This window comes from Shinella sp. CPCC 101442, assembly GCF_024704725.1.
GTDB lineage: Bacteria > Pseudomonadota > Alphaproteobacteria > Rhizobiales > Rhizobiaceae > Shinella.
In genome coordinates this window covers 144,273-161,745 of record NZ_JALIQS010000003.1, presented here as the reverse complement: position 1 = coordinate 161,745, position 17,473 = coordinate 144,273, and the positions used below count along the sequence as shown (strand labels likewise).

Annotated in this window: 13 protein-coding genes; 6 read left to right on the top strand and 7 right to left on the bottom strand. The window is 64.4% G+C overall.

The features are described 5' to 3' along the window. Positions 1-78 precede the first annotated feature (78 nt). Positions 79-6,222 carry a kinesin gene (locus MUO32_RS11400; protein ID WP_257948403.1) on the bottom strand — a complete coding sequence of 2,048 codons (6,144 nt, stop codon included), beginning with the start codon at positions 6,220-6,222 and terminating at the stop codon, positions 79-81. 527 nt (positions 6,223-6,749) lie between these two features. Here MUO32_RS11400 and MUO32_RS11395 point away from each other — a divergent pair. Both MUO32_RS11395 and MUO32_RS11390 read left to right on the top strand, forming a co-directional pair. Continuing rightward, positions 6,750-7,118: an Hpt domain-containing protein gene (locus MUO32_RS11395; protein ID WP_257948402.1), complete on the top strand. Its 369-nt coding sequence runs from the start codon at positions 6,750-6,752 to the stop codon at positions 7,116-7,118. Positions 7,119-7,324: 206 nt separating this feature from the next. Further along, entirely contained in the window at positions 7,325-7,645 is a 321-nt protein-coding gene (locus MUO32_RS11390; protein ID WP_244759112.1) for a 2Fe-2S iron-sulfur cluster-binding protein, read from the top strand. A gap of 469 nt (positions 7,646-8,114) precedes the next feature. On the opposite strand, the gene MUO32_RS11385 is transcribed toward MUO32_RS11390, so the two are convergent. Further along, complete coding sequence (locus tag MUO32_RS11385; RefSeq protein WP_374708661.1) at positions 8,115-8,735, bottom strand: DUF922 domain-containing Zn-dependent protease; 621 nt, start codon at positions 8,733-8,735, stop codon at positions 8,115-8,117. A 135-nt stretch (positions 8,736-8,870) separates the two neighbouring features. Between MUO32_RS11385 and folP the strand changes: the two genes are divergently transcribed. From folP to folK, 3 genes are read left to right on the top strand one after another with little or no spacing between them, the layout of a single operon-like run. After that, complete coding sequence (gene folP, locus MUO32_RS11380) at positions 8,871-9,743, top strand: dihydropteroate synthase (protein WP_257948400.1); 873 nt, start codon at positions 8,871-8,873, stop codon at positions 9,741-9,743. Positions 9,744-9,765: 22 nt separating this feature from the next. Further along, positions 9,766-10,134, top strand: a complete 369-nt coding sequence (folB, locus tag MUO32_RS11375) for a dihydroneopterin aldolase (RefSeq protein WP_244759109.1) — start codon at positions 9,766-9,768, stop codon at positions 10,132-10,134. Further along, the gene (gene folK, locus MUO32_RS11370; protein WP_257948399.1) at positions 10,124-10,642 is read left to right on the top strand and encodes a 2-amino-4-hydroxy-6-hydroxymethyldihydropteridine diphosphokinase; all 519 of its coding nucleotides are present in this window, start codon (positions 10,124-10,126) and stop codon (positions 10,640-10,642) included. The genes folB and folK overlap by 11 nt, the downstream gene beginning before the upstream one ends. Here folK and MUO32_RS11365 read toward each other — a convergent pair. The 5 genes from MUO32_RS11365 to MUO32_RS11345 all read right to left on the bottom strand — a co-directional run bounded on the left by MUO32_RS11365 (position 10,635) and on the right by MUO32_RS11345 (position 16,501). Continuing rightward, positions 10,635-11,186, bottom strand: a complete 552-nt coding sequence (locus MUO32_RS11365; RefSeq protein WP_257948398.1) for a hypothetical protein — start codon at positions 11,184-11,186, stop codon at positions 10,635-10,637. The two genes, folK and MUO32_RS11365, sit on opposite strands and share 8 nt — an antisense overlap. A 146-nt stretch (positions 11,187-11,332) precedes the next feature. After that, positions 11,333-12,394: a YcjF family protein gene (locus tag MUO32_RS11360; protein WP_257948397.1), complete on the bottom strand. Its 1,062-nt coding sequence runs from the start codon at positions 12,392-12,394 to the stop codon at positions 11,333-11,335. Beyond that, positions 12,391-13,863 carry a YcjX family protein gene (locus tag MUO32_RS11355; protein ID WP_257948396.1) on the bottom strand — a complete coding sequence of 491 codons (1,473 nt, stop codon included), beginning with the start codon at positions 13,861-13,863 and terminating at the stop codon, positions 12,391-12,393. Before MUO32_RS11355 ends, MUO32_RS11360 begins: the two co-directional genes overlap by 4 nt. A gap of 70 nt (positions 13,864-13,933) precedes the next feature. Beyond that, positions 13,934-14,458, bottom strand: coding sequence for a histidine phosphatase family protein (locus tag MUO32_RS11350; RefSeq protein WP_257948395.1), 525 nt, complete (start codon positions 14,456-14,458; stop codon positions 13,934-13,936). Positions 14,459-14,530: 72 nt separating this feature from the next. Then, complete coding sequence (locus tag MUO32_RS11345) at positions 14,531-16,501, bottom strand: bifunctional diguanylate cyclase/phosphodiesterase (protein WP_257948392.1); 1,971 nt, start codon at positions 16,499-16,501, stop codon at positions 14,531-14,533. Positions 16,502-16,875: 374 nt separating this feature from the next. Between MUO32_RS11345 and dksA the strand changes: the two genes are divergently transcribed. Then, positions 16,876-17,295: an RNA polymerase-binding protein DksA gene (gene dksA, locus MUO32_RS11340; protein WP_257948391.1), complete on the top strand. Its 420-nt coding sequence runs from the start codon at positions 16,876-16,878 to the stop codon at positions 17,293-17,295. Positions 17,296-17,473 lie beyond the last annotated feature (178 nt).

The following is a 17,473-nucleotide window of genomic DNA, read 5'->3' as shown; positions in this document are numbered from 1 at the left end:
ATGTACGTTACCTGCGCGTTATCACAAAAAAACGGCCGCCCCGAGGGACGGCCGTCATGGGATCTGTTTCTATTCCGCTTAGCTGAAGCGGCCTGCCGCATGGGCCAGCATGGTGTAGACCTTGCCGGTGTCGGAGGTGAGATAGGTCTGCGTCATCACCTTGTCGCGGTCGTTGCGGGCAACGTCGGCGAGCAGCTTTTCGAAGTCCGAGATGTAGCGGTCGACCGCGGTGCGGAATTCCGGCTCACGCTCGTATTTGCGCTTGATCTCGTCGAAGGTCTGCTGGCCCTTCAGCGTGTAGAGGCGGCGCGTGAAGACATCGCGCTCGCCGCGCTGATAGCGCCGCCACAGATCGACCGAGGCATCGTGATCGATGGCGCGGGCGATATCGACGGAGAGCGAGTTCAGCGATTCCACGACGTGGCGCGGGTTGCGTGCCTCGGTCGGGCGGGCAGCCTGGGCCTCGCCGCGCGGCTGCGCGAACTGGGCTTCCTCGCGTGACACGGCGCCGCGCAGCAGATCCCGCATCCAGCCGCCTTCGCCGGCCGTCTTGGCATCGGCCTCAGCGGGCAGGGGCTGCGCGCGCTGCGGCACGGTGGCACTCGCGGCCCGCTCCAGGCCGAGGGTGCCGCGCATCTGGGCGGGCTCTTCGCGACGGGGCTCGACAGCGCGCGTTTCCTGCACCGGCTGCTGCACGACGGTCTGCTGGACGGCCGGGCGGGAGACTTCCAGCGCGGACGAGGACCTGCCGATGATGTCGGACAGGTCCTGCAGCGCCTTGATCTGCTCGCTGACGGCGCGGCGCATCTGGGCGGCGTTTTCCTTGGCTTCTTCCGGAAGGTCGAAGGCACCGCGCTTCAGTTCGCCGCGGGTCTGGTCGAGTTCCTTGCGGATTTCGCTTGCCGCACGGCGGATTTCTTCCGTGGCGCCGGAGAACTTGCCGACGGCTTCCTCGACGGCCTCGCGCATGGATTCGCGCATGACGGTCGTGGCGGCCTCGGACTTCTTGCCGGATTCGGTGAGAAGGCGATCGACATCGGAAAGCGAGGCGCCGACGCTGCCGCGTAGACGATTGGCCACTTCCTTGGTCCGCTCTTCGGCGCGCGTGAACGCGCCTTCGACGGACTGGCCCGCTTCTTCACCGGCCTTGACCAGCGAATCCCGCAGTGTCGTGGCGGCTGCCTCCGCGCGCTTCTCGGTCTCGCCGAGAATGCGGCCGACCTCGGCAAACGAGCTCTGGATGCCGCCACGCAGGTTTCCGGCGATCAGGCCGGAACGCTCTTCGGCGCGGTTGAAGACGCCTTCGACCATGCCTTCGAGCGACTGCATCGTCTTTTCGATCTCTTCCGAGCGCTGGACGAGGCCGATGGAAAGCGACCGCAGCGCGTCCTGGCGCTCTTCCAGCGTCGTGACGAGGTTCGACTGGGCAGCGGCAAGCAGGTCGGAGGCCTGCGACAGGATCTTCGAATGGTCCTCGAAGCGCCCGACGATACCGCCGATCTGCGAGAGCGTGCCGGCCGAGATGTCGGACAGTCGGTCGACCTTGCCTTCGAGCAGGCGCGACGTGGTGGCGACCATGTCGGCTGCGCGCTCGGCGGAGGTGGTGAAGCGCTCCGACGTGCTGGTGAGGCGTCCGTCGATAGCGCCGAGCGTCTGGCTGGCGGAATCGACCAGGCCGGCGATGGCGCCATTGCTTTCGGAAAGGCGGGCGATCAGGCCTTCGACATTGGCGGCAAGGCCGTTCTCGATGTCGCGCATCGCGCCGGCCGCTTCTTCGGTGCGGCTGGAGATGGCGGCCAGCGTATCGGCCGTGCGGGCGGAGATGGCGTTGATCAGCGCGGCATTCTCGTTGCGCAGGCGATCTGCGCTTTCACGGGCGACGCCGCTGATGCTTTCGGCGGTCTCGCGACCGACCCCGCTGATGCGCTCGGCAGCCTCGCGGCCAACGCCGGTGATGCGCTCGACAGCCTCGCGACCGACCGCGACATAGTCGTCGATGACGGGCCGGGCTTCCTCGTTGATGAGGCGCGACAGCTCCTCGGTGCGGCTCGCCAGCATGGAGTTGAGCTCACGCGTGCGTTCGTCGAGGGTCGAGCGGATGGAGGCGCCGCGCGCTTCCAGAGCTTTTTCGACGTCGCCCAGACCGGCGCGCAGCGACTGCGCCTGGCTGGTGAGACGGTTCTCGGTTTCCGCAAACCGGGCGACAGCGGCGGTGGTGGTTTCATCGACGGAGCGGGTGAAGGCTTCGTTGCGGACCGACAGGTTTTCAGCGAAATCCTCGCCGGTCTTGGCGATATTCTCCGCCGCACGCTGGGCTTCGACGCCCATTTCCTGTGCCGCGCGGGAGACGGCGCCACGCAGCGAGCTTGACAGATGGGCGAATTCCTCGCCGGTCTTTGCAAGCGACTGAGCCGAGCGGATCGCTTCGGCATCCATGTCGTGGGCGGCCTGGGAGACGGCGTCGCGCAGCGTCTGGGCAAGGCCCGCGGCCTTGCCGTCGATCGTGCGGTTGACGCTGTCGAGACCGATGGTGAGTGCCCGGTCCATCGTACCGAGGCGTTCCTCGATGCGGCCGGTCTTTTCGTCGATGGTGGCGGCGATGCGCTCGGAGGCCGCGGTGGACACGCGCTCGATGTCGCCGGTGCGCAGTGCGAGCGTACCGTCGATCTTGTCGGTCGCTTCGCCGGCAAGGCGGGCGATCTCGCTGGCGCGCTCCGTCAGTGCACCCTCCAGGCGGGCCGTGGCGGCGCCGGTGACGCGCTCGATTTCGGCGGCACGACCCGAAAGCGTGACGTCGATACGCTGGGTAGCGTCGCCCGTGATGCGTTCGATCTCGGACGCGCGGCCGGAAAGCACACTGTCGATACGCTCTGCGGTATCGCTGGCAACGCGTTCCAGTTCGGAGGTACGGCTCGAAAGGGTATCGCCGATGCGCTGGGCAACGTCACCGGCAATCCGTTCGATCTCGGAGGCCCGACCGGAAAGCAGGTTGTCGATACGCTGGGCGCTATCGCCGGCAGCGCGCTCGATTTCGGAGGCGCGGCCGGAGAGCGCGGTATCGATGCGCTGGGCGGCATTGTCGGCAATAAGCTCGATTTCGAGCGTGCGGCCGGTCAGCGTGTTGTCAAGGCGTTCGGCAGCTTCCGTGGTCACGCGCTCGATATCGCCGAGACGACCGGAAAGGGCGCCTTCGATGCGGTTGGCTGCGTCGGCGCTGACGCGCTCGATGTCGCCGACGCGGCCGGCAAGTGCGGCTGCGATGCGCGCCGTCGTCTCGTCGCCGATGCGATCGACTTCGGCGATCGGGCGGGAGAGAGCGTCGGAAACGCGCAGCGACACGTCGCCGCCGACCCTTTCCAGATCGCTGAGGCGCTCGGAAAGCGTGTCGGAAATGCGCGAGGCGGCGGTATCGACGATGCCGGAGACATTATCGACGCTGTGCTCGATGCGGGCTTCCAGCTTGCCGAGGTTTTCTTCCAGGCGGCTGCCGGTCGTGTCGAAGCGGCTTGCCACGCTGTCGACCGTCGTTTCCATGCGCGCGCCGAAAGCGTCGGCGGCTTCGGCGATCTTGGCCGAGGTCTCGCTGAGGCGCTCGGCGACGGCGCCTGCGCTTTCGCGCACGCGGTGATCGAGAAGGGCGGCGCTACCGTCGATGGTGCGGCGAAGCGTTTCCTCATGCTGCTCAAGCGACATTTCCAGCATGCCGGCGCTGGTCGCGATCGACGTGCCGATATTGGTGGCCTGCTCGTTCAGCGTTTCGGTGAGCTGGTTGCGGCCATCGGTGATCGCCACATTGATTGCGTTGATGCGGTCGTCGAGCGTGGCGCGGATCTGCTCATGCGTGTTGACGAGCGAACCGGCAAGCTGCGAAGCGCGGCCGGACAGGGCCTCCGCGATCTCGGCGGCGCGGCCGGAGAACGCATCGGCAAATTCCGTTGCCTGACCATGCAGGACGCCGCCGAGCTGCTGGCTGCCTTCGGTGAGCACGGTTTCGACGCGGCTTGCGGCGGCATCGATGGAGGACTGCATTGAACCGGCGCTGTTGGACAGCACCGAGGTGAGGTTCGCGGTGCGTCCGGTGATAACTTCGTCGATCTGGCGGGCAGCGCCCGTCAGTGCCGTTTCAACACGGCCGGCGGCAGAACCGACCGACTGTTCGAGCTGGCTGCCGGTCTCGTTCAGCATGGCGGAGAGGGCGGCCGTGCGCTCGGTCAGCGCGCTGTCGAGGCGGTTGTGGCTGGCCGCGATGGTCGACGTGATTTCGTCGGCGCGGGCGCCAAGCGCTTCTTCCATGCGCGCCTGGGCGGCCTGGATATCGGTCGCGATGGCCGTGCCGCGGTTGTCGAGTGCTTCCGTCAGGCGGCGTTCGCTGCCCGAAATGCTCTCGGCCAGCGCCTCTGCGCGGGCGCCAAAACCGCTTTCGATGCGATTCTGCACGTCCGAGAGGCCGCCGAGCAGGGCTGCCGACTTTTCCGACAGCGCCGCGCCGACGCGCTCATGCGCGCCGCTGACGGCATTGTTGATGGCGTCGGCGTGGCCGGAGACGGCGCTTTCGAGCACTTCCTGGCTGGTGGCAAGCGTCGTGGCCAGCGCGAAAGACTGGTCAGTGAGCGTGTTGCCGAGGCGATCGATGCTCGATGTGAGCAGGCCGTCGATGGCATCGCGGCCGCTGGCGACCGTTTCGTTGATGCGGCCGAGGCTTTCCATCAGCTTGGAGTCGAGTGAGCCGGCGCGCTGGTCGAAGGCCTGGGCGAATTCTTCCACGCGGTTGTCGAAGGCGCTGGCGATCTGACCGACGGTCGTCTGCATGCGTTCGTCGAAGAAGCCGGAGCGCAGATCGAGATCCATGACCGTGTCATCGGCCGCGTTCTTGAGGCTCTGGCGGAACTGTGCGCCCTTTTCGTCGAGCGCGGCATTCATCGACTGGAGAACCTGGTCGAGGCCGTTGGTGACGGCGTGCTGGCCGACCGACAGGCTTTCGCTGATTTCGCGGGTCCGGGCGATCAGGGTCTCGTTGAGCTGCTTGGCGCGCTCGTTGAGCGCTGCGTTCAGCTTATCCGTATTGGTGTCGAGCGAGGTCGCACGCGTCTCGAACTGCTGGAGCAGGTCGCGGCCGCGGGAACCCAGGCTCTTCGTCAGGTGGTCGAGGCGGGTGTCGAATTCGTTGGCGAGTGCGACACCGGAGGACGACAGCGTCGAGAGAAGGCTGTCCGTGCGGGCCGAAAGCATCGCGCCGATCGTCTGCGTCGCGCTGTCGGACTTTTCCATCAGCATGGCGGCGCGGGTGTCGAGCATGGAGGCGAAGGCCTCGCCCGAGGTCGCAAGGCGCTGGGTGATGTTGTCGCCGGCGCTCGCAAGCTCGTCCTTCAGCTGTTCATGGGCGCCGGAAATGGAGGAGCGGATGCGCTCGGCATGGCTGACGATGGCTTCACGCTCGGAACCGAGTTCCTGCACGAGCGTGCGCACGCGCATTTCATTGTCGGTGTAGCTGCGCTCGAGCGCGTTCACTTCCGAATGTACGAGGGTTTCAAGTTCGGTGGCGCGCGCAATGGTGCGCTCGATGCCCTCGTTCATCGCGGACACTTCGCGGCGAACGGCCTGGCCGACCGTCATGATGCGGTCGCTCGCGACGGTTTCCGGCTCCGACAGGCGAAGGGCGACTTCAGCCATGGAGCGGGCGGCGCTGCGCAGCTCATGGGCGCGCGAGATCATGATCGCGAAGGCGAAGAACAGCATGATCGGCATGACGATGGCGACGGCCATGCCGATGGCACCGGGAAGCGCCACGAGGTCGGCGACCGAACGGATCTGCCAGATCTGCGGTGCATAGAGAAGGTTGGCGACGCCGAGGCCGCCGATCACCCAAAGGATGGAGGCGAGCACGGCCATGCGCATCGAGGACCGGCTGGAACGGACGTCAAGCGACTTCAGGATCGCTGCCGGCGACTTGCGCGAGCCATCGTTGGCGGGCGTGAGGGCCGGGGTTTTTGGCGCGGGCTCGGGCGTCAGGTTGCGCGGTGTCTCGCCCGTTGCGGGGCGGCTCGCCGGCTTTTCCTGGGTCTTGCTCGAAACACCGGCTGCTGGTTCAGACACGCGTGCCTCCGACGCATCCTTCTTCGAGGGCGTCTCCGGCTCCAGATCGTCGAAATCGATCTTCAGCGCTTCTTCCAGTGCCTGAAAAGCCTTTTCGTCGATCGACTCGGTGGACTTGTTCGTCGCCATGCGGTTACGCCTCGTTACCATTCTCCGGGACGGGCCTCATACGCTCTGCCGCTGCTCAGGCGTCTTCGAACCGTCCGGTTGGTGGCCGGTCTTGCTGCTTACCCTCATGGCAAGCAGCGTCCAGGCCGCCGTTCATTCCAAATTCGCTCGATAACCCGAAACGACAGAGCAATGTATCTCCGCGCACGGCTTATCCACCGGGACTATCCCGGTCGTATCGTAGTGACACATTAGCCTGTATCACACAATTGATTGCCATCTCCCTTAGCTTGAAACTTAACAGGAAGTTAACGGGAGGGGCGTTTGTATCGTGATGGAATATCTATGAAAACGGCAATTTTTCAGCCGTTAACCATAGTTTGCGATTCATGCCCCTATTGCGCCCTCTTTTAATCGGATAGCCGCGCCGGCCACGCAGGATGGTGTCTCATGACCCTGCCGGACCCCGGGACATGGTCCCGGTCGCATCCGGCCCCGCGTGCATCACAACGAAACAAGCGTGCGTAGCGTAATAAGGATATTGGCACATGGCAGCGCTCAACATCGCCTTCGAGGCTCCTGACAATGCAGGCGGTATGTGTACCTCGAATGGGCGGCCGATCGATCTGGTGCATCTGGCGCGCCAGACCATGGGTGACAAGGCTCTGGAACTGGAAGTGCTGCAGATGTTCGCGCGCCAGGCGCGCGAAAGCATGAAGGAGCTGGCGGCGAGCGAGGGGGAAACCCGCTCCGCCGTTGCGCACCGCCTCAAGGGCTCGGCCCAGTCGGTCGGTGCGGGCGCAATCGCCAAGGCCGCTGCGGCGCTCGAAGAGAACCCGGCCAATGCGATCGCGCTTGCCGGTGTCACCGCCGCCGTCGTCGAGGCGGAAAACTTCATCCTCAAGCTCTGCCGCTGATCGTCGCAACCGGCGATGCTTGCACTCCGGCGCGTCGGGAAAAGCCGATGGCGCATCCGGGCCTGCAAGCGTCAGCCGCGCGCGCGATGTTGACTGGGGAGGGGTTTTGTTGGAAACAACCGCCGGAAAACCGGCGTTCTGGAAAACCCTTTCGCCGGCCGTTCATTCGCCCGCTTCGGGCAGCCTTTGAGAATCCGGAACCCATTATGAGCAAACTCACCATCGTCGCCTTCGACGGCACGCGCCACGACCTCGATGTCGCCAACGGCTCCACCGTCATGGAAAATGCTGTACGCAACTCCGTGCCGGGCATCGAGGCGGAGTGCGGCGGCGCCTGCGCCTGTGCGACCTGTCATGTCTATGTCGACGACGCCTGGAGCGCCACCGTCGGCCCGCCGGAGGCGATGGAAGAAGACATGCTGGACTTCGCCTACGAGGTGCGTCCTACCTCGCGTCTCTCCTGTCAGATCAAGATGTCGGATGCGCTCGACGGGCTCGTGGTTCACGTGCCGGAACGCCAGGCCTGACATCATCCTGCAACGTTGGAATTTTGCGGCGGCATCCTCCGGTGTCGCCCGTCGGCGTGCGCGCTTCATCGCGGCAAATTCGCGCCGATGAATATGCAGCATCATCTTCTTGTCCGAAGAAGAGTTTTGGCCGTTTGAGAATTTCCCAAGAATAGACAGGCAAAAAAAGAGCCTCGCCGGTCGATCAAGACGAGCGAGGCCAGGAGGGCGCATCGCAGCGAGGAGAGGGAGGAGACACCTGCTGCTTTGATAAGGACGCGCCAGGAGAACCTGTTACAAACCGTTTCATGCAACTGCGGGAAGGAAAATCTTCTTCCCGTTAACCGTTGATATGAAGGTACGGTGATTTGCGGATTTGCGCTATCGCTAAAACTAACCAGTCATTTCATGGATGGAACGCGCATCGGGCCTTTGCCCGATCCGGTTCCATTCAGTCTTTCCCTGGAAATACATGCGTTGCCGCGCAAGCTTATTCGGTCTGGCTCTTCAGACGGTGCGTGAGGAGACGCATCATGCGGTCGTTGAAGCTTTTCGATTCGACCTTGTCGAAGCGGGCCTGGTCGGCATCGTGCTTCGAAACGGCGTCTGCCGTGGCCCGATCGACGCGGGCCTGCATGCGTTCGCAATCGCTTTCCGGCCGCAGGGTCTTCAATGTCTTCTCGAGCGCGCGGGCGTGGCTGCGGGCGATTTCCGCATGGCGTTCCTCGTGGCGCTTGATGTCTGCAGACAGCGTATCCCAGATCAGGGCGAGCGAGGGGGTGGCGCGTTTGCGGTTCTTCCAGCGCGGCAGGACGATCTGCGTGGAGAGCGTTACCTTGGCATCGCCGACCGCGCATTTCTCTCCGCGGCGCACATAGGTGACAGACCCGCCCCACTTGATCCGCGTGGCGCCCGGATGGCGGGAGCCGGAATGTTTCATCATCGGGCCGCGTTTGGACAGTTCCTCGTCAAGCTCCGCCGCCGTGCGTCCTCCCACGGAGAAATAGGCGAAGGATTTCGAGGTGATCGTTTCGGCGGCGGCCGGCTGGAGCGTGGCGGAGACGAGGGCGGCAAGGGCCATCAGGCGAGCGATGGTCTTCATTCTAATCAGCATTCCTTTCGCCATCGGGGTTCACCCGACGCAGTGCCGGCCCGGGGCCGGTTGAACTTCTCTTAAGCTTGGGGCATAGGCTCGGCGAGCGCAACACCCTTTCCAGAACGCTGGTTAATCGCGAAGGAAACCACCATGGTCTCGCCATTTGATCCCTTCCGCTGGGCGCTCGCCCATGGCCGGCATCTGGAGCTCGGCCCGCGCGGCATTTTGATGGCGATCGTCAACGTCACGCCTGATTCCTTTTCGGACGGCGGGCTGTTCGACAGCGCCGATGCGGCGGTAGCCCGGGCAATCCTCTGTCTGGAACAGGGCGCTGAAATCATCGATATCGGCGGTGAATCCACCCGGCCGGGCGCCGCGGCGGTGACGGCCACGGAAGAGCAGGATCGTATCCTCCCCGTCATCGAGGCGCTGGCCGCTACCACCGAGGCCATCATCTCCGTCGATACCTACCGGGCCGGGACGGCGCGGCTTGCCGTTGCTGCCGGTGCGCATATCGTCAACGACGTGCATGGCCTGCAGCGCGAGCCCGATATCGCCCGCGTCGCGGCTGAGACCGGTGCGGGGCTCTGCATCATGCATACCGGTCGCGATCGCCAGAAAAGGCCCGATGTGGTCGAGGATCAGTATCTGTTCCTCGGCCGCTCGCTGGAGATCGCCCGCGAGGCGGGTGTGGATCGGCAGGCCATGGTGCTCGATCCCGGCTTTGGCTTTGCCAAGGAGACGGACGAGAACCTCGAACTGATGGCGCGCTTCGGCGAGTTGTTCGGGTTCGGCCTGCCCATTCTTGCCGGCACCTCGCGCAAGCGCTTCGTCGGCGCTGTCACGGGCCGCGATGCGGCGGATCGGGATGCCGGCACCGCCGCAACGACGGCGCTCCTGCGTGTCGCAGGCGCGGCGGTCTTTCGGGTGCACGATGTCGCAATCAACAGGGATGCGCTTGCCATTGCGGATGCTATGCTGGACGCAAAGCGCAAGGTGAAGGCGCGCGAAGAACGCGCCTGACTACAGCCAGACAGGAAAAACCATGACCACCACCTACACGATCACGCTCAAGAACTGCGCCTTCTTCGCCCGCCATGGCCTGCATGATGCGGAAGAGTTTCTGGGCCAGCGTTTCTTCGTCGATGCGGAACTGGATGTGCGGCCGCTGCGGCCGCTCTCCGACGATTCGATCGATTCGACTGTGGACTACGGCGTCGCTTTCCAGGAGATCGAGAAGATCGTCACCGGCCAGCGCCGCTACCTCATCGAAGCGCTGGCGCAGGAGATCGCCGGCGTTCTCTGCGCCCGTTTCCCGCAGATTTCCCGCGCGCGGATCACCGTGCGGAAGCCGAACGCGCCGGTGCCCGGCGTTCTCGACTACGTGCAGGTGACAGTCGATCATGTCGTCTGAAACCTTTCGCCGGGCCTCGCTCGGTCTTGGCGGCAATATCGGCGAACCCGTAGAGGCGATGGCGCAGGCGTTGCGCACGCTCGACGCGCGGCCGGATTGCCGCGTGACTGCGGTGTCGCGGCTCTACCGCACGCCGCCCTGGGGCAAAACCGATCAGGACTGGTTCTTCAATGCCTGTGCGCTGGTGGAGACGACGCTTTCGCCGGAGGCGTTGCTCGACGCCTGCCTGGGCATCGAGCGCGACATGAAGCGGGAGCGCAAGGAGCGCTGGGGGCCGCGTACCATCGATATCGATGTGCTGAGCTATGAGGGGATCGAGCAGTCGGGCGGACGCTTGGAGCTTCCGCACCCGCGCATGACGGGCCGCGGCTTCGTGCTGATGCCGCTTGCGGATGTCGCGCCCGATCTCATCGTTGCCGGGCGCGCGGTCGGGGACTGGCTGAAACAGGCTGACGTTACAGGGATCGAGCCGGCGAGTGCCGGCTCCGAATGGTGCCCGCTTACTTGATCGAACCGACGGCGACGTCGTCGAGGCTGCGGTCGAGCGACACGCCGATGACCGGCACCATCTTTTCCCCGACCTTCACCGAGATGGTGATGTTGAGCTTGTTGTCGCTCTCGAGCCGGGCGATCATCGCGCCGTTCAGCTTCTGGCGGTTGATGCCGACGACCACCTTGTTGCCGGCAACCTGGCCGGAGGTGATGTCGAGGCCCTTGCCGGAAGCGCCGTCGAGGAATTTTCCCTTGTAGGTGCCGCCCGCCTTGGTGATCAGCGCCGACATGGGCTGCTTGAAGACGCCGACGCGGCAGAAACCGTCGAGCTGGATGCCGGTGCCCTTGGCGGGAGCGGTATCACCCGTCAGGTCGCAGGCGAATTTCGTGCCCTTGTACTTGCCGGCGACGATTTCGCCCTTGCCCTGCCAGCTGCCGGTGACCTGTTCGAAAAAGGCCTTGTCGCGCGTACCGGCGGAGGCTGGCGTGGCGAAGGCGGTGGCTGCTGCGAGGAAGGCCGCTACGGAGGCGCGGGCGATCAAAGAGGTGCGCGGGTACATGAACGATCCTTGATGGGCGACGGCCATTCGGCCTGCTTTGGTGCGACGAGATTTGCGCGAAAATGGTTAATGGACGGTTTCCGCCCGCCGTGTCGTTCATCTTTGCTAGGATTAGCGCTCCGGAAAACCGCAGTGTTGCAAGGCGGTCACGTCTCGTCGCGTCGATCGTTGCCGGAGCCCGGCGTCAGGTCGCCGATGAAATCGCCGATGCCGGGGCGCTTGAGCGCGCGAAAGGGCATCGGGCGGCAAAGGTCCATGGCGGCGATGCCGATGCGTGCGGTCATCAGTCCGTTGATCACGCCTTCGCCGAGTCGGGCGGAAAGCTTCGAGGCCAGTCCATGGCCGAGCAACTGCTGCACCAGACTGTCGCCCATGGCGATGGACCCGGTCACGGCGAGGTGGGCGATGACGTCGCGCATCAGGCGCAGCATGCCCAGTTTGCCGGGGCGGCCGCCGTAAAGCTCCGCCATGCCGCGCACCAGCCGGCTGCTCTCGTAGATGACATAGCCGAGATCGACCAGCGCGCGGGGGCTGACAGCAGTGACGATGGAGACGCGTTTTGCCGCGCCGAGAATCAGTGCGCGCGCCTCGCGGTCGAGCGGGGCCATCAGTTCGCGCTCGGCGAGATCGACGAGATGCGCCGAATCGATGATCTCGCCCTCGGTTTCGGCAAGGCGGGCGCGGCCGCGGGCCGTCTGCGGGCGGGCGGCAAGAAGATGCACGAGGCGCGCGACGATGGCGCGGCCGGCGGCCGGCTTCGGCGCGGTCATCGCATCCGTGACATCGCGCTTGAGATCCTGCACGGCGGCGAGGCGACGAATGCCCCAGACTTCGCGCAGCACGACGCCGATGAGGGCGAGCACGGCAACGGCCGTGGCCCCGATCGCGAGATAGCCGAGCCAGTCGTTGCGGCTGAAGAGATCGCGGATCAGCGCATCGACCCAGAGGCCGACGGCGAGCGACAAGAGGAGGCCGAGTGCACCGATGGCGATGCGGCCGAAGGTGAGGCGACGGGGGCGGGGTGTCGCGACCGGCGGGGCGAGTTCCGGCAGATCCGCCGTCGTCGCGATGAACGGATCGTCGGCATCCGGCGTCAGCGTCACGGCGCTGTCGAAGGCGGCAGGCTTGCGCGGTTCGCTGCGCACCGGCGGCACGGTTGCATCCGGCGGCAGCGAGAAGGCGGCGGGCTTGCGCGGACGGTCGTTCATGCGAGCCGGTCTCCGATGAGATATTGAAGCGCGCGGTCGAGCCTGATGTGCGGCACCGACAGTTTCAGGCCGCCGGCGGTCTCCTCGATATGCGGCGGACGAAATCGCACGAAGTTGAGCAGCGGCGGGTCGCCTTCAGAATGTGATTCAAGCGCTTCGAAAAGTGAATCCGGATTTTCCGGCAAGTCACCGGGAAATATCGCGGTTTTCGTCTCGCCGTCGAAGGTCTCGCCGTTGATCCGCTCGCCTGCCATGGGCACGCCGACGATGACAGGCAGGTCCTCGCCATTGTGCTTGACGGTCGCCTCGCGGGTGGCGCGCACGGAGGCGAGCGCCATGACCTCGATACCCGCGCCGCTCATGCCGATGCGCTCGATGGCGCGCTCGACGAGCCGCCGGGTGACCGCCTCGAGCCGTGCATGGCTCTCGTGGTGCAGGTGATCGGCCTTCGTCGCGGCAATGACGATACGGTCGATGCGGCGCGTGACGAAGGAGGACAAGAAACTGTTCGTGCCGGAACGGAAGCACTCCAGGACGTCGCCCAGCGCGCGTTCCAGATCATGCACGGCCTCCGCGCCGCGATTGATCGCCTGCAGCGCGTCGATCAGCACGATCTGGCGGTCGAGGCGGGCAAAATGCTCGCGGAAGAAAGGGCGGACCACATGGGTCTTGTAGGCCTCGTAGCGGCGTTCCATCATGGCCTGCAGCGAACCCTTGGCAGGGCTCTCCTTCGACAGGTTCGGCAGCGGCGCAAAAGTCAGGGCTGGCGAGCCTTCGAGGTCGCCCGGCATGAGGAAGCGGCCAGGCGGCAGGGTCGAAAGCGAGCGCTCGTCCGATTTGCAGGCCTTCAGATAGGCGGTAAAGCTTTCCGCCAGCGCCCTTGCGGTCGCCTCCGATGCGGCGGCACCGGGATCGACCGTTCCCGACAGGGCCAGCCAGTCGCGGGCAAGCTCCGCACGGATGCCGGACGCCGCCAGCGTCACGGTGTTTTCGCTGAAGGTGCGGAAATCCTGCGCGAGCAGCGGCAGGTCGAGCAGCCATTCGCCGGGATAGTCGACGATGTCGATGGAGAGTTTGCCGGGCGAGAACAGCCGGCCCCAGCCTGAGGCGCTTTCATAGTCGAGCGTGATGCGCAGCTGCGAGATTGCCCGCGTCGAATCCGGCCAGAGGCGGTCGGCGACGAGCGCGCGGATATGGTCCTCGTACTGGAAGCGCGGCACGGCATCGTCCGGCTGCGGCTCCAGCCGGATCTTCGAAACGCGGCCCGAGCGGCCGGCTTCGAACAGCGGCAGGCGACCACCGTTCAGGAGATTGTGCACGAGCGAGGAGATGAAGACCGTCTTGCCGGCGCGCGACAGGCCCGTCACGCCGAGACGGATCGACGGATGAACGAGATTGGCGGCACGGCCGGTCAGCGCGTCGAGCGCGAGCAGGGCTTCGTCGGTGAGAGTGGTCAGGCTAGGGGGCAAGGTCTCTTTCCAGCATCGATCGCGATATAGGAACCGAAATCCGGCGAAAAAAGAGGCGCCGCCGTTTCCGTCAATGCGCGGGGCGGGGCATCATGAAGCCGGCAAGGCAGGCGCCGGCATAATCGTCTTCCGTCGGACGTTTGTCGAAATCCAGGATCGCAAGGCCTGCCGTCGGATAGCCGAAAGGCGCTGCGGTCTCGGCGATCTCCTTGCCGACGAGCCGGTGGAAGAATTCCTCGATCATCGGGTTGTGACCGATGATCATGACGGAGGCTTCCTGCCGTGCGGCGAAGGCCAGCTCGGCATAGGTGTCGATCGTGCCGGAATAGAGCGAATCGACATAGTCGATGGACAGCTCTTCGCTGACCGTCCGCTGGAACGGTTCGGCGGTCTGCCGGCAGCGCACGGCGGTCGAGGAGATGACAAGATCGGGTTTGTAACCCTGGTCGGACGCTTCCTCGGCGATCACCTCGGCCTCGGCAAAGCCGTCATCGTCGAGCGTGCGGTCGAAATCCGTCTTGCCAGGCTCGGCCCAGGCCGCGCGGGCGTGGCGAAGGAGATAGAGCCGGAAGGCCGGTGCGCCGAAAGATGCCAAGTCTGTCCTCCATCGCCTGCGGTCGAAAATTTTCGCCGCTTCCAGACTTCATGTCTTTCCTCGCGCGAAAGATCAACCGGTTTTGCGAAGGATCGGGTTGAGGATCGTGTCCGACGTCGCCTGGTAGGCGAGGGTGTCTTCCAGCTTCTGTGGCCGGGCGAAGTAGTAGCCCTGCATCATGCGGCAACCCAGCGCGCGCAGCGCCGCCACCTGCTCGGCCGTTTCCATGCCCTCGACCACGCAGACGCAGCCGATGTTGCGTGACAGGTCGACGATGGTCTTCACGATACTGCGGCTAAGCTCGTTGCTCGCGATATCGACGATGAAGCTGCGGTCGATCTTGATCTTGGTGAGCGGCAGCTTGTGCACATAGCTGAGGCTCGAATGGCCTGTGCCGAAATCGTCGAGCGCGACGCCGATGCCGCGCTCGGAAAAACGGCGGATGTTTTCGGCGGCGAGCGCGAAGTTGCGCATGACGGCGGTTTCCGTCACCTCGATATCGAGGCGCGCCGGGTCGACGCCGCTTTCGGCGATGATGTCGAGCAGCGCATCGACGGTCTTGTTGGAGACGACATCGCGCGTGGAGAGGTTGACGGAGAGACGGATATGCCCCGGCCAGGTCTTCGCCGCCCTCAGTGCCTTATGCATTAGCACCTCGGTCAACTGGCTGATGATACCGGCGCGCTCGGCAGCACGGATGAAGACGCCGGGCGGCACATTGCCGAGGGCAGGGCTTTCCCATCGGGCCAGCGCCTCATAGGCGGAAATGCCGTTGGTGTCGGCGTCCACCATCGGCTGGAAGGCAAGGTGCATTTCCTGCTCGAAATCGGCCGCGCGCAACGCTTGCTGGATGCGGCCCTGCTCGCTGATCTCAGCCTCGTGCTCTGCGGAAAAGACGACCGCCGTGCCGCGAAAATTCTGCTTGGCGAGGTAGAGGGCGAAATCGGCGCGATCGAACAGTCGGTCCGCCGTCGTGCCGGCATCGCCCAGGATGGAAATGCCCAGCGAGCCCGAAACACGCGCCGTCTGGCCGCTCAGGATATAGGGTTCGTGCAAAGCCGCGCAGATATCCTCGCCCAGCGCACGCAGCCGGTCCGGGCAGGGAATGCCCTCGAAGACAAGGCCGAATTCGTCGCCGCCGAGACGGGCGGGGAAGATGTTCTGTTTCATAAAGACGGAGAGCCGCTCGCCGACCTCCATCAGCAGCTTGTCGCCGATGCCGTGGCCGAATGTGTCGTTGACCGGTTTGAAACCATCGAGATCGATGAGACCGAGAGCGAGGCCCGTGCCGTTCTTTTCCGCTGCGACGAGACGTTTCTCCAGCTCCGCGCGGAACTGGCGGCGGTTCGGCAGATTGGTCAGGCTGTCGAGATTGGCAAGACGATGGTTCTCGTCGCTGAGGCGCTGGGTCTCGGCCTGTCGCGCGGTCAGCTCCTTCTGCGACTGGATGAGAGCGCGGAAATCCCGGTAATAGGTGAGCAGGATGAATACCATGGCTGCGGTGACGAGCGCCACGTTGAGCGCCAGCGCCGTGAAGACGGGATTGCCCGACGTGCCGAAGAAGATGGTGAACGGGCCAAGCACGATTGCCGTCAGCGCGAGGGCCGCGGCGCGCAGATGCATCAGGCAGAAGATGCAGCCGACGACGGTGTTGGCGATGTAGAAGGCGACATGGGATTGCTGATAGGCATCGCCATAGGCAAAGAGGCTGAGCGACCAGGCGCAGAAACCGGCGCCGAGAAGCGCTGTGAGGCGATAGGTCGAGCGCAGACGCAGGGTCGCCTCTTCATGCGTATAGCGCCGGTGGCGGCTGAACCACCAGTGAACCAGCCTGAACAGGCTGACGGCATAGAGCGCGGACGGAATATAGAGCGTGAGGACGGCGGGTGCGGCGTTGAAATGGGTGACGGTGAGCGCGACGGTGTTCGTCACCAGCATGAAATAGAGCAACGGCACCTGCTTGGTGAAGGCGGCAAGCTGCGCCTGGACGAGGTCCGGGTCGCCGGCCTCGATCGTGAGAATTGCCTTCAAATTGCGAAACATCAAAACGCGCTCCTGCTCCACGGTGAAGAGAAGCATGACTTGCTAAAATAAGTCTGAATCCAGCCTCTTCGACAGGTTCGGGAAAGAAAACGGCCGCATCATCCGTTTCAGGAACAAACAACCTGTGCCTGAATTGAGGGCAGGACGACGAAAGGGCCGATCGTGAAGATGGCGTCGTGGCGGATGACCGGCGGCTATTTTGGCGCTCTGGCGGGGCGGTTTTGCCATCCCGTTGTAATCTTGATGAAATATTAGTCTGGCAGAGATTAAAACAAAGGCATGCGCGAAAACCGTGGGTAAGTTCCGACAGGCTTGAATCGCGTTACCCGTGGGGATATACAGCGCGCCTTGAGATGTTCTTCAGGAGAATCGCGTTGAGTGAGAAGATCGATCTTAGCAGTTTCGTCCTCGATGAGGGCGAAGAATTCATGAACGGACGCCAGCGGGCTTACTTCCGAGCGAAGCTGAACGCCTGGAAAAACGATATCCTGCGCGAAGCGCGCGAAACCCTCGATCATCTGGCGGAAGAAAGCGCCAACCACCCGGACCTCGCGGACCGGGCATCCTCGGAAACCGACCGTGCCATCGAGCTTCGTGCTCGTGACCGACAGCGCAAGTTGATCTCAAAGATCGATGCAGCGCTCCAGCGTCTAGACGAAGGCACCTACGGCTTTTGCGAGGAAACCGGCGAACCGATCGGCCTCAAGCGTCTCGACGCCCGCCCGATCGCAACGCTGTCGATCGAGGCGCAGGAGCGCCATGAGCGTCGGGAAAAGGTGTATCGTGACGAATAGGCGTTACCCGCGGATCTGAGGAGGTCTGCGGGCTGCGTTGACGAAGCTCGACACCGGACGCATCCGGTGCCGGCAGTTCTCGGACTGCGCGGCACCGAATCAAATGAAAGCCGCTGGAAACCTGACGTTTCCAGCGGCTTTCCCTTTTGTGGCTTTGGGTTCGCGTTTGCGCGGTGGC